General features: G+C 54.5%; 12 protein-coding genes. 7 read left to right on the forward strand and 5 right to left on the reverse strand.

Going from position 1 to position 12,109, the window contains the following annotated elements; translation table 11 throughout:
* Positions 1-92 precede the first annotated feature (92 nt).
* Positions 93-494 carry a hypothetical protein gene (locus ETC02_RS05945; protein ID WP_033013854.1) on the forward strand — a complete coding sequence of 134 codons (402 nt, stop codon included), beginning with the start codon at positions 93-95 and terminating at the stop codon, positions 492-494.
* Here ETC02_RS05945 and ETC02_RS05950 read toward each other — a convergent pair.
* From ETC02_RS05950 to ETC02_RS05965, 4 genes are read right to left on the reverse strand one after another with little or no spacing between them, the layout of a single operon-like run.
* Complete coding sequence (locus ETC02_RS05950) at positions 454-1,620, reverse strand: YheC/YheD family endospore coat-associated protein (protein WP_171698125.1); 1,167 nt, start codon at positions 1,618-1,620, stop codon at positions 454-456. The two genes, ETC02_RS05945 and ETC02_RS05950, sit on opposite strands and share 41 nt — an antisense overlap.
* Entirely contained in the window at positions 1,617-2,966 is a 1,350-nt protein-coding gene (locus ETC02_RS05955; protein WP_050368272.1) for a YheC/YheD family endospore coat-associated protein, read from the reverse strand. The genes ETC02_RS05950 and ETC02_RS05955 overlap by 4 nt, the downstream gene beginning before the upstream one ends.
* Positions 2,963-4,030 carry a YheC/YheD family endospore coat-associated protein gene (locus ETC02_RS05960; protein WP_050368273.1) on the reverse strand — a complete coding sequence of 356 codons (1,068 nt, stop codon included), beginning with the start codon at positions 4,028-4,030 and terminating at the stop codon, positions 2,963-2,965. The genes ETC02_RS05955 and ETC02_RS05960 overlap by 4 nt, the downstream gene beginning before the upstream one ends.
* 6 nt (positions 4,031-4,036) lie before the next feature.
* Positions 4,037-5,113, reverse strand: coding sequence for a YheC/YheD family endospore coat-associated protein (locus ETC02_RS05965; protein WP_150826268.1), 1,077 nt, complete (start codon positions 5,111-5,113; stop codon positions 4,037-4,039).
* Positions 5,114-5,238: 125 nt separating this feature from the next.
* On the opposite strand from ETC02_RS05965, the gene ETC02_RS05970 reads away from it, so the two are divergent.
* The 4 genes from ETC02_RS05970 to ETC02_RS05985 all read left to right on the forward strand — a co-directional run bounded on the left by ETC02_RS05970 (position 5,239) and on the right by ETC02_RS05985 (position 9,521).
* A complete protein-coding gene (locus tag ETC02_RS05970; protein ID WP_050368274.1) occupies positions 5,239-6,372 on the forward strand; it encodes a DUF445 domain-containing protein in 1,134 nt (377 codons plus the stop codon).
* Positions 6,373-6,445: 73 nt separating this feature from the next.
* A complete protein-coding gene (locus ETC02_RS05975) occupies positions 6,446-6,805 on the forward strand; it encodes a YlbF/YmcA family competence regulator (RefSeq protein ID WP_044745065.1) in 360 nt (119 codons plus the stop codon).
* A gap of 133 nt (positions 6,806-6,938) precedes the next feature.
* A complete protein-coding gene (locus tag ETC02_RS05980) occupies positions 6,939-7,802 on the forward strand; it encodes a Cof-type HAD-IIB family hydrolase (RefSeq protein WP_050368275.1) in 864 nt (287 codons plus the stop codon).
* A 213-nt stretch (positions 7,803-8,015) separates the two neighbouring features.
* Positions 8,016-9,521: a coproporphyrinogen III oxidase gene (locus ETC02_RS05985; RefSeq protein WP_033011660.1), complete on the forward strand. Its 1,506-nt coding sequence runs from the start codon at positions 8,016-8,018 to the stop codon at positions 9,519-9,521.
* Between the two features lie 37 nt (positions 9,522-9,558).
* On the opposite strand, the gene ETC02_RS05990 is transcribed toward ETC02_RS05985, so the two are convergent.
* On the reverse strand, positions 9,559-9,744 hold the full coding sequence (locus tag ETC02_RS05990) for a YhzD family protein (RefSeq protein WP_015374028.1): 186 nt from the start codon (positions 9,742-9,744) through the stop codon (positions 9,559-9,561).
* A gap of 149 nt (positions 9,745-9,893) precedes the next feature.
* Between ETC02_RS05990 and ETC02_RS05995 the strand changes: the two genes are divergently transcribed.
* Positions 9,894-10,793 carry an ABC transporter ATP-binding protein gene (locus ETC02_RS05995; RefSeq protein WP_050368276.1) on the forward strand — a complete coding sequence of 300 codons (900 nt, stop codon included), beginning with the start codon at positions 9,894-9,896 and terminating at the stop codon, positions 10,791-10,793.
* Positions 10,786-12,009: an ABC transporter permease gene (locus tag ETC02_RS06000; protein WP_050368277.1), complete on the forward strand. Its 1,224-nt coding sequence runs from the start codon at positions 10,786-10,788 to the stop codon at positions 12,007-12,009. The genes ETC02_RS05995 and ETC02_RS06000 overlap by 8 nt, the downstream gene beginning before the upstream one ends.
* The last annotated feature ends 100 nt before the right edge of the window (positions 12,010-12,109 follow it).

Raw genomic sequence — 12,109 nt, forward strand, 5'->3', positions numbered from 1 at the left:
CATCGTTTTTTCCTAGTTTGTCCGAAACAGGCATAGACTATCCGCTTCGCTCATATGGATGAAAGAGGACTGGCAAGAAGGAGGGAAATAGGGTGGTTGCTGTGATCAAACAATTGCTGGAAACGACCGCTGCGGCTGAAGAAAAAGCTCGTCAGTTGGCGGCGCTTGAAGAAGACGGGCAAACATGGGAAACGTATTTCGCCGAGGTTCAGCGACAACGTCAACTTTGGCAGTATGTTCACCATTTGATGACCGGTGCAGGCTGGGGTGAGAGAAAGAAACAGCAAGAAGCGGCCAGCACTGGCCGCTTCGAGTTGCTGCAAGCGCTGACCGCCGATGAGTGGAAAAAAGCGAAGCTGTGCCGACAAGTAAGTCAGCGTTTAAGCGGAGCCGTCCGGCAGGCGGCAGACGGTGTGCTGCAGCAGGCGCTTCGTTATAGCAAAGAATTTTTTGCTATGGCGCAAGATGAGCTAGTTCGACAAACAGTCGATTGAGCCGCTGAAGCCGACGTGCTTCAATATCCGGCTCGTCAAAAGCCATCGGTTTGGCGTTTATTTCATAAATGTAAAGCTCCTGCTGTTTTCCGACGCCGATGTCGGCAGAAAATTCGCCGACAAGGCCGAACTGCTCGTTGAGGCGTTCGCCGCTCCAGGCGATGAGGCGCTCGAGCGCCTGTTCATCAATGCGGCTTTGAATTTCCGAATACGGAAGGATCGTTCCGCCGTGAAATACATGGGTTGTCAACGACCGAGGGCCGGCGAGGCGGACGCCGACGCCGGTGATCGTATGGCGATGGCGCTGCCAGTGGGCGAGCACGCGCAAATCGTAACGGCGCCCGTTCCATGTGTCTGTACAGGCGGCTGCTTGAACAATATAACGATGGGATTGGACAAGCGGCTCTAGCTCGTCGAGCGACCTTACCCGTTTTTGGCCGCGGGGGGATTCGCATATGGCTCCCGCCCCAGGCGAGGCGGTGAGACGGAGCAATCCGCTCCCCCTTGCCCCGTCGTCTCGTTTCAAGTAAATACAGCCGTATTGATGGAGCCAAGAGTGAATATCAGCCAACGAACGGACCGGCGCCGTTGGCAGCAGGTGAGGCCAAAGACGGCGGTCCGTCTGCAGCGCGCGGCAAACGTCCGATTTGCGGAAAAAAGAGCGGTTGACGAGCGGGATGCCATGGGAGGCAAGCCGGGCGGCTGCTGTTTGAAACGGCTCGCTCTGTTCTTCTTCCCGGCTTTTGACTCGGTTGTAGACGACGTCCGGCAACGGAGTGGACGATTCGACAAACCGTTCGAGCGCCGGGGCGAATACATAACCGGAGACCATGTTCTCGCCAATGCCGGCCGCGGTGCTGACGATGGCGATGCCGCCATCGGCATGAAGCGAGCGGATGACGGTCTCCACCCATGGTTTCCTTCCGCCAAGCAAAGCCGAAATGGATGATTCGCTCACCAATATGCCGACAAGCGGCCCGACCCGCCCGTTTTGCTCGTTGACCGCAAAGGTAAGATCGGGGAGGGAGGCGGCGGCGGCAAGCTCGCCGCGGCCGAACCGATAGAAGCCGTCCGGCCGCCTGCTCACCCATTCATTGGCGTCGCGCCGGTAACCGATCGTGATCATAGTCCAAACGCCTCTGGATCGATGATGGCCGTTTTGCTTAGATGGACCGCATAGGCAAGCGGCAGCAGCGCCGTCCGCTCATCAGCCTCCTTGAGGCCCGGGTGTTTAAAGATGGAGCGCCCCGGTTTGGAATTGGCTTCAAACATCCAAATGTTCCCCTGCTCATCTACCCCAAAATCAAAACCGATTTCGCCAATTAACGTGTCTGATGTTTCATCGAGGCAACGGCTAAGTGTCAAGGCGGCGTCGCGGAGGCGGGCGAGCACCGTTTCGCGCTTGGCGGTGTTTGGAAAAATTTCTTCCAATGTTTTGACCATGCCGCCGCTGTTCATATGGGTCGTAATGCTTTGCCGCCCGGCTATTTTGGCGGCGACGGCGCTTACTTGCCATTGGCCGTTTTCATTTTTGTTCGTATGGACGCGGAAATCTGTCGGCCGTCCGTTGATGGTGATGAGCGGGACGGCTTGCTGAATGACGTAACGATGAAGCGGGGCGTGGGCGAGCAAATGATGCCATAGCGCCATGGCGGTCGGAAACAGCGTTGTTTTCGTTTCGCCGTGTTCGTTACGAAAGCGGCATTCGTATGCATCCTTTTTTTTCACCAAATGGTAAATGCCGCGCCCGAGGCTGCCATCAGCCGGTTTCACATACGCTCCCGTATACCGGTTGAGAAACTGTTCGATCGTCTGCCGCGTGACATAGGCGGAGGTTTCCGGCAAATATGGCCGTGCGTCGCGATGGACGGCAAGCCGGCGGTACACCTCCCATTTATTGAAAAAGCGCCCGTTGAACACTGGAATGCCATAGGCGGTCTGCAGCGTTTTCGTCACGGTTTGGAACATGTCGTCATTTTCAATGCGCCGGTTCGGCAGGCGGTTGTAAATCACCGTCGGCAACGGAACCGTATGCCGTTCCCAACCGCGTTCCGTGTAAAAATAGCCGTTGACCGTTCCATGCTCCCAGTCGATATGAGGAAGGCCAAACAAGAAGGCGAACCCGCCGACTTGTTTTTCTTGCGCTAACAGTTTGGCGAAGAAAAAACTGCGCCCTCCGACCGGACGATGGGGCGACTTGGTAAATCCAGCGGTGAAAACGCCGACGAGCGGTCCGATATGGACGGCTTCGTCAGTCAAAAACACGTGCACCTTAGCGGCAAACGGGATCAACAGACGCTGGGCGACATCGCCGGCGACGATGATGCTGTCGGACGGTCCGGAAGATGAGATGATCGTGCACGGAGCGAGGAAGCTGCCAAAGGCAACGGCTGTTCGTCCGTCCGCTTTCAGTGAGGAGGGAAGGATAACTGTATTGGACTCGTTGTCATCAATGACCAATGGATAGATCATCGGTTGGCCACCTCGCTCGCCAAAAACCGGCAATACCGAAGCGGCGCTTCGTAAATATCGTTTTGCTGCTCTGGCGGAAGAAGGCTGATGATTTTCCTTCCCGGCTTGGAATTGACGTCCAAAATCCAAACCGCCCCGTTGTCAGCAACGCCGAGATCCAGACCGATTTCAAACAGCGGACCGAGTTCATTGTCCATATAAGCCGGCAACGTACGGATGATCGTGTCAATGCCATCCAGTACTAAGATGCGTTTCGAAGAAGGAAGGTGGTCGAACCAGTCAGCGAACGGGCGCATGTCTGCACCAGCACGGAGATTGGCCACCCACGTTCCAGGGCGTCCGATGCGCACAGCCCGCACCCGTTCAACCCAGCGTCCGGTTTCATCTTTTTGCAGCAGAAAGCGAAGGTCGAACGGTTCTCTTACCTCGGTGGAGAGGGAGAGAAGCGGTTGAAGCGCATAGCCGTCCCGGCGCTGCAAGGAAGCGACGAATTGTTCAAGTTCGTTTCGGCGGGTGATCACGGCCCGCTCTTGGCCGCGCCCGTCTTGAACGGACAATGTCTTCCCTTTCTTTTGGATAATATAAATGCCGCGTCCGCCAGAGCCGTGCACCGGTTTGGCGACGATGGCTTGTTCATGGCGAAGGAGATCAAGCACGTGATCGGCGCGCTCAAGACGGACGGTCGGCGGTACATATGCCGACAACAGCGGATGGGCGGAAAGCGTCTCATAGACGCTCCACTTGCCGGGCAGGCCATAGCCTAAAAACGTGACATCCGGGCGTTGCTTCAGCCAATGCATAATCGGTTTCGCTTTTTTGGAACGGTCGTCGTGGCCGTAAAAGCAACGGTCGTACAAAAACGGCGGAATGGGAAAGACGGCATCGGTCCATTCCCCACTTTTGTCATCAAAGACGACACCGCGGACATTTTCCGTTCGCGGGTCGATCGCCAGCGGCGAAAAACGGTATATGGAAATGCCATACTGCTTGGCGCGGCGGGCTACCTCGGTGCAGTACACGCTTTCCTGTTGCTCATCAAGGGTGACAAAACCGAGTGAAATCAATGTCGTTCACTCCTTTTCTTCCATCAATGTCAGGCAATAATCAATCACGGCTTTCGCGGATGGGCGCACCGTTTGTTGAGAAAACGTCATTTCCGCCTGTTTGGACGGTTTTGTATTCACTTCGATGATCCATGGCCGTCCATGGACGTCAATGGCCAGATCGACGCCAAACTCTCCATACAGTCCTTCCGCTTCCGAGGCGAGAACGGCAGCGGATTCCAGTGCGATTTCTTTCAGAAGCTGTTTCTGCTGGAACACGTCCGCTCTCGTATACCACTTCTGCAAGACATCATTGACTGCCATCAGTACTCCGCCGCGGGCAAGGTTCGCGACAAACTGCTCGGGAGGGGCCGCGCGGGCGACCGCTGACGTGACGCGCCAATCGTTGTGGCGGATGCGATGGCAAAGAAGGCGAAAATCGACAGGGCGGCCGTCAAGCGTTTGAAGTTCAAGGCCTTGCTGGATGATCATCGGCGTCCGGATTTGTGGCTGCAAGGCAGAAACGGCCGCGGCAACCGAGCGGTATAGCGCCGATGACGAAGAGGTGGAACGGCGGAGACAAATTCCTTCATCGGTGCATTCAATGCGGAAAATCCCCCGCCCTTGGCTTCCGTGCACAGGCTTGAGAAAGACGGACGGGAAGGCGGCGAGAAACGCCTCGAGTGAGTCTTGGCCGTCCCACAGCGCCGTTTTCGGCAAGTACGGATGCAAGTACTCATGCCGCTCCAAATAACGGTGCACCTCCCATTTATGCAAAAAGCGGCGGTTGAACATCGCCCCGTCTTCCTCGTCAAGCCGGGCGAGCAGCTGCTGAAAGGCAGGCGCATATTCAGACTTGCGGGAGTGAAGGCGGTTGTAGACGACGTTCGCCCGCGGCACGTCCCCCTTGATCCATTCGCTGCCGGTTAACCGATATCCGGTGTGCTGCAAATAGAGTGACGGCGATGTGACATAAACAAAAAGGCCGTGCGTTTCTCCATATTTTGCCAATTCCTCGCAAAAAAGGTGGATGGAGCCAAAAGAGGCCCGTTCCCGGTCTTCCTTTATTTCAGTCAATACGGCAACGGTTCGTTGGTTGCTCATCGCAGTCCCTCATTTGCGCATTTGTCAGGCAAGTTCTATAATGAACAATTAGGCAAACGTTTATATCGTATCGTATGATGAGAGCCGCTGTTTGGTGACAGCGGCGCGGATGAAAGGGGAAGGCGATGGGGACGTTCATTTATTTGTCGTTTATGGTGGCGGTTGGAGCGCTTATCGGCGGGGTGACGAATTTGATCGCCATTGTCATGTTATTCCGCCCGCACGAGCCGATGTACTTGTTTGGGAAACGGCTGCCGTTTACGCCCGGCTTGATTCCAAAACGGAGGCGGGAACTGGCGGAACAGCTTGGGAAAACGGTTGTCGAGCATTTGGTGACGCCGGAAGGGCTCCGGCGCAAGCTCAACGATTCAGCCTTCATGGCGGGGGTGGTCGAGGAAGGACGGAAGTGGCTGAAACGGTGGCTGGCGCGCCGGGAGACGCCGGCGCAGTTGCTTGAGCGCCTCGGCATTCGTTCTCCGGATGAGCGTCTTGAGGCGTTGGCGGCCGGACAAGCCGCGCAGGCGTATGAGCGATGGAGCCAAACGTGGCGCACGCGGCCGATTCGTGATATACTGCCGCTTGAGTTGAAGGAAACGATGGAAGCGCGCATCGAGCAGCTGGCCGGCTACTTGGCCGACCGGGCGCTCGAGTATTTCAGCAGCGTAGAAGGAAAACAACAGCTTTCCGGCATGATCCAACGCTTTTTTCAAGAGCGGGGAATGGTCGGGGGCGTGCTGCAAATGCTGCTTGGCAATGTCAATTTAGTGGATAAAGTGCAGCCGGAAATCGGCAAATTTTTGCGCCATGCCGGCACAAGGGCGGCGATCGCCCGCCTCCTTTGGACAGAATGGAACAAATGGATCGACTATCCGCTGGCAACGGTGGAGGAGATGGTCGGACGAAGACGCATGAGCGAGGCGGTGCAGGCCGCAGCCCGCGGCCTCGTCCGGGGAAGCGGCTGGCTGCACCGCCCGCTCGCCGATCTTCTTGTGCCATATGAACAGGACGTACTCGACCGGTTCGTTCCGCAGGCGGTTGCCGCTGCTGTCCGCCTGCTCGGCGATCAGATGGAGTCGGTTGTGGCGCAGCTTGGATTGGCAGATGTCGTTCGTGATCAAGTCGAATCGTTTTCGCTCCGAAGGCTGGAGGCGATCATTTTGGCCATCGCCCGACGCGAGCTGAAGATGATCACCTATTTAGGCGCTGTGCTTGGCGCAATGATCGGCGCCGTCCAGGGCATGATCGGCCTATGGTTGTAGCAGCGAGTCATATGACCGCCGACTGGCGCATACGCTAGAACGTAAACGATATTGAAGTGGGAGGCTTCTTCTTATGTCCGAATCTCTTCATGCGCTCGCAAGACAGCTTGAACAGGCGATCCGGGCGAGCGAGCCGTTTCAGCAGCTGAAACAGGCGTACGATCATGTCCGACACGACGACACCGCCTATCGGCTATTTGCTAACTTCCGTGACATTCAGCTTCGGCTGCACGAAAAACAAATGCGTGGAGCCGCTATTTTGCCGGATGAAATTGAACAGGCGCAAAAGGCGATGGCGCTTGCCCAGCAAAATGAGAAACTGGCCCGTCTGATGGCGCTCGAGCAGCAAATGAGCATGACGATCGCGGAAGTGCAACAAATCGCCATGAAGCCGCTTGAGGAGTTGCACCGTTCATTTATGGAAGGAAGGTAGGAAAAACACCCGGTCGGGTGTTCTTTTTTTGTCCGTTTCGTCATAGTCATAAAAATGATAAGGAATGCAAAGCCGCCCCCAGCTTGCTGGCGGCGGCAAGAGAGGTTGAGACGGACAAAAGGGGGAGACAGCCGTGTATAAGCTGTTGGCGCTCAACATTGACGGAACGATTTTAAAAAACAACGGCCGCCTGCCGCGCGAGACGAAGGAGGCGGTCGACTATGTGAAGCGAAAAGGGGTTTATGTGACGTTAATGACCAGCCGCAATTTGCTTTCCGCCCGCAAAGTGGCGAAAGCGCTGCGGCTTGACGGGATGCTCATCGCATTTCAGGGAGCGATGATTGCCAGAACGCTTGATGACAAGCTGTTTGACGCCGTGATCCCTGAGGAGCGGACGTTTAATATTGTGCAAATTTTGGAAAATTTCAACTGCAACATCCGCCTCATGCATGAGCGGTATTCGCTCGGCAATCGGAAGAAAGTGAAGAAAAACCTTGTCGTGCAAACGGTTCTTTCCTCGAGCGATCCATTTTTCTATCCGACCCAATTTGTTGATTCGCTCGGCGATGTATTGATCGACGAACCGATTGCGGTGCCCAAAATAGATGTCTTTTTTGCCGGGGATGCGGAACGGGATGAAGCGGCCGCCGTCTTAGCGAAGGCGGTTCCGTCTATCGATATGATTATGCTGCCAAACGGAAAAATGGAAATTGTCCCGCAAGGAGTCTCGAAGCTCGCCGGGCTGCGCCGGCTGGCTCAACATATCGGCGTGTCGTTGAAAGAAACGGTTGTCATTGGCGACGGCCTTGACGATTTGCCGGCGATTGAAGCAGCAGGGCTTGGCGTCGCGATGGGCAACGCGCCGCTTGAGGTGAAGCGGGCGGCCGACTGGGTGACGCGTTCGAACGAACAGCTCGGCGTCGCCTACATGGTGAAAGAACATTTCCGCAAGCAGCAGCGAATCGAGTTTTTGCAAAAACTCAAAACGAAACAGTAAGAAGCTTGAGCGGGGAGCGAACCGTGAGCGGACAACTGGCGCTTGCCGTTTTCACGAAAATCATAAAAATGAGGCCGGAGCGAATGCCCGGCTTTTTTAATCTAGTTGGCCGGGCGGGAGTCATTTCCATAAAGTCGGCGGAAAGGTGCATTCTTCCGCTTGACGAAGGAAACAGCCGTTCAGTACACTGAAAGAAGTTTGACAGAAAAGGTGATGAACGTGCGGATTGAAATTCAAGGACTGCCGAATCCGGAACGGTTTCAGCGCCCGCTTGAGGTGATGACCGAGCTGTTTTTCGAAGCGCCGGAGCTGTCGTTCGCGCCGCTTCCTGAGGCCGATATGGCCGCTATGTTTTCCGTCAAGGAAGACGGGGGCATCGCTGTTTCGGGGACGCTGCTTGACAAGACGTCGGGGCGCGTGGAGGAAGTAAGTCATGAACGCAGCACGCCGGCGGATGCTGACGGGAAAACGTACGAAAAACAGCTGAAAAACGCCGTTTTGCATGTCTATTTGACGTTGCTTGAGCGTTCTACCGGCCTCATTCAGCCGTGGGGCGTGCTGACCGGCGTCCGCCCGGTCAAGCTGCTTCATCAGCTTTTGCGCTCAGGCCTTTCGAAAGAAGAGGCGCATCGGAAGCTGGCCGAGGAGTACTTGGTGACTAAGGAGAAAATCGAACTAATGCAGGCGATCGTGGACCGCCAGCTCACGGTCGTGCCGGATTTATACGATTTGGCTCATGAAGTGAGCATTTATATCGGTATTCCGTTTTGCCCGACGAAATGCGCCTATTGCACATTTCCAGCGTACGCCATCAACGGCCGCCAAGGGTCGGTCGACGCCTTTTTGGCCGGCCTTCATTACGAAATGGAGGCGGTCGGCCGCTTTTTGCGCGAGCGCGGCATTCGCATTACGACGATCTACTACGGCGGCGGGACGCCGACGAGCATTACGGCCGACGAGATGGACCGGTTATACGCTCATATGTATGACGTATTTCCAGACGTCGACCGCGTCCGCGAAATCACGGTCGAAGCCGGGCGTCCGGATACGATTACGCCGGAGAAGATTGACGTATTGAAAAAATGGAAGATCGACCGAATCAGCATCAATCCACAGTCGTACATTCAAGAGACGTTAAAAGCGATTGGCCGCCATCATACCGTTGAAGAAACGATTGAGAAGTTCCACTTGGCGCGGCAGATGGGGATGAACAACATCAACATGGACTTAATCATCGGACTGCCGGGCGAAGGGCTTCCAGAGTTTACGTATACGCTTGAACAGACGGAACGGCTTCTGCCCGAGTCGCTGACCGTTCATACGCTGTCGTTTAAGCGGGCGTCGGAAATGACGAAAAACAAACAAAAGTACAAAGTCGCCAGCCGCGAGGAAGTGCAGGCGATGATGAAGGCGGCCCAGGAGTGGACAAAGGAGCACGGTTATGTCCCATATTACTTGTACCGACAAAAAAACATTCTCGGCAACTTGGAAAACGTCGGCTACGCCTTGCCGGGGCACGAGAGCCTATACAACATTATGATCATGGAAGAACAGCAGTCGATCATCGGCCTTGGCTGCGGGGCGTCAAGCAAATTCGTCGATCCGAAAACGCGGAACATCACCCGCCAGGCGAATCCAAAAGAGCCGAAAGTGTACAACGAACATTTCGCCGAATATACGGAAGAGAAAATCAATATATTAAAGGGAATATTTGGATAAATAACAACACCCCGGGAACAACCCCGGGGTATTTTGATTAGCGGTGAAATAAAATGAGCTTGCCGCTGGCATTGACGCAACGGTGTGTTTTGTCCCAACAGCCGCGCTCACGCAATTTTTGCTCGCCGATTTTTTTCGCTTCTTCATCATTGGCGGCTTCAAACGTTTCATCAAGCAATTTTTCCCCGTCGCGCTCAAACGCGGTCAACGTATACGTCGGCATGTCACCATCTCCTTTCGCTGAATCATCATTCATTTCTCTTTCATTTAGAGGTTGGATCGGCAAATTCCTGCTTCTGTCTGAAACTTTTTTTGAGACTGCACGTTTTAATAATGTGGGTGGAAAATTTGTTTTACGTTGGGGGAATGTGGATGAGTTTAGAGATCATTGAGGTGACGAAACGGTTTGGTCAGGCGACGGCCGTCGACCATTTGACGTTGACGGTTCCAGAAGGGGAGATGTTTGGATTGCTTGGGGCGAACGGAGCGGGAAAAACGACGACCTTTCGCATGATTTTAGGCCTTCTGCTCCCGACGGAAGGGGTGATCCGTTGGCAAGGCGAACCGATTGATGACTCGAAAAGCCATCTGATCGGCTATTTGCCGGAAGAGCGCGGGTTGTACCCGAAGCTGAACGTGCAAGAGCAGCTTCTGTATTTAGGGCGGTTGCGCGGAATGAAAAAGACGGATCTTCTTCCGGAAATCGACCGCTGGCTCGAGCGCTTCCATATCCGCGATTACGCCAACAAGCGGGTGGAGGAGCTGTCGAAAGGCAACCAGCAAAAAATCCAGTTTATCGCTGCTGTGCTTCATCGACCGAAGCTATTAATCTTGGATGAGCCATTCAGCGGTCTTGATCCGGTGAACGTGGAACTGTTGAAAGAAGCGGTGCTTGATTTAAAACGGAACGGCACGACCATTGTCTTCTCGAGTCATCGGATGGAACATGTGGAAGAGCTGTGCGAACATGTCTGCATTTTGCGCCGCGGCCGCGCGGTGGTGGCGGGAGCGCTGCGTGAACTGAAACGTTCGTTTGGCAAGCAAATTCTTATCATTCAAGGAGACGGACCGTTTGAACAATTGGCGCGGTTTCCTGGTGTTTTGCAGTGGAAGCGGACGGCGGAAGGGGTGCGGCTGCAAATCGCCAATGAGGAGACGGCGCAAGCGATACTCGGTCATATAGCAGGAAAATTCGCGGTTCGTCTGTTTGCCTTGGAGGAACCGTCTCTGAATGATATCTTTATTGAAAAAGTAGGTGCGGCGTATGAATAAGTTTTTCCTTGTGGCGGTACATACGTATCAGACGAAGCTGAAGGCGAAAGCATTTTTGGTGACCACTGTCATCACTTGCCTGTTGATCATCGGGGTGGCCAACATTCAGCCGATCATTGAGTTTTTCACCGGTGATGAAAAGCCTCATGTCGCGGTCATTGACCGCACGGGATCTTTGTACGGTCCGCTTGCGAAGCAGGCAAACCATAATCAAATCGCGTTGACGAAAATTACGGATATGGAAAACGAAGCGAAAGAAGCGGTCAAAGAAGGCAAATGGGACGGATTGCTCGTCTTGTCGATGGATGCGAAAGGATTGCCGGCAGCGGTGTATTATGCCAATACGATTGTGGACAATCAGACGCCTGAGGAGTTGGAACGAGCGCTAAGCCAGCTGAAAACAGCACTTTCAGCCGCTAAACTCGGGCTGACGGATGAACAAATGGCGGAGCTTTCCAAACCGGTTCCGTTCCAAAAGGTGGCATTGGAAAAAAACGCGAAGACGGAAAAGGAGTTGAACCAAGCGCGCGCTCTTGTTTATGTCCTTCTGTTCGCGATGTATATGTTCGTTTTGATGTATGGCGGCATGATCGCGACGGAGGTGGCGACGGAAAAATCGTCGCGCGTGATGGAAATTTTAGTGTCAAGCGTCCCGCCAGTCCAACAGCTGTTTGGCAAAATCATCGGCGTTGCGCTTGTCAGCTTGACGCAATTTTTCGTGTTTTTCGCCGTCGCGTTCGCCGCGTTAAAAACGAGCGGGCAGGAAGTGTGGCGTTTCCTCGGATTGGATCACCTGCCGGCCTCGATCTTTGTGTATGCACTCGTTTTTTTCTTGCTCGGTTACCTCTTGTACGCGGTGCTGTTTGCCGTGCTCGGTTCGCTCGTCAGCCGGGTTGAGGATGTACAGCCGGCGATTATGCCGGTCATGATGCTGGTTGTCGCTGCCTTTATGATCGCCATGTTTGGCTTGAATGCCCCAGAGTCGGCGTTCGTGACCGGCGCTTCGTTCGTCCCCTTTTTCGCGCCGATGCTCATGTTTTTGCGCATCGGCCTCGTTTCCGTGCCGGGATGGGAAGTGGCGCTTTGCCTTGCGCTTTTGGCGGCGACGATTGCCTTGCTCATTTATTTTGGCGCCAAAGTGTACCGAGGCGGCGTGCTGATGTATGGACGAATGAACATTTTCAAGGATGTGAACTACCCCCACTTAATTTTCTAGCGAAAATTTGAAGTGGGGGCTTCCAAAGAAGTTTGACTGCTTCAAGCAATCCTTATTCTTTGAGGCGTGTCCACTTCGCCGCTAGAGCATAAGACACTCA

It is taken from the genome of Geobacillus sp. DSP4a (genome assembly GCF_013096875.1).
GTDB lineage: Bacteria > Bacillota > Bacilli > Bacillales > Anoxybacillaceae > Geobacillus > Geobacillus thermophilus.

Excerpts from the sequence above, each read along its gene's own strand:
- ETC02_RS05970 (WP_050368274.1), top strand. The coding sequence starts at position 5,239 with ATGGGGACGTTCATTTATTTGTCGTTTATGGTGGCGGTTGGAGCGCTT.
- ETC02_RS05995 (WP_050368276.1), top strand. The coding sequence starts at position 9,894 with ATGAGTTTAGAGATCATTGAGGTGACGAAACGGTTTGGTCAGGCGACG.
- ETC02_RS05950 (WP_171698125.1), bottom strand. The coding sequence starts at position 1,620 with ATGATCACGATCGGTTACCGGCGCGACGCCAATGAATGGGTGAGCAGG.
- ETC02_RS06000 (WP_050368277.1), top strand. The coding sequence starts at position 10,786 with ATGAATAAGTTTTTCCTTGTGGCGGTACATACGTATCAGACGAAGCTG.
- ETC02_RS05975 (WP_044745065.1), top strand. The coding sequence starts at position 6,446 with ATGTCCGAATCTCTTCATGCGCTCGCAAGACAGCTTGAACAGGCGATC.
- ETC02_RS05990 (WP_015374028.1), bottom strand. The coding sequence starts at position 9,744 with ATGCCGACGTATACGTTGACCGCGTTTGAGCGCGACGGGGAAAAATTG.
- ETC02_RS05985 (WP_033011660.1), top strand. The coding sequence starts at position 8,016 with ATGAACGTGCGGATTGAAATTCAAGGACTGCCGAATCCGGAACGGTTT.
- ETC02_RS05955 (WP_050368272.1), bottom strand. The coding sequence starts at position 2,966 with ATGATCTATCCATTGGTCATTGATGACAACGAGTCCAATACAGTTATC.
- ETC02_RS05965 (WP_150826268.1), bottom strand. The coding sequence starts at position 5,113 with ATGAGCAACCAACGAACCGTTGCCGTATTGACTGAAATAAAGGAAGAC.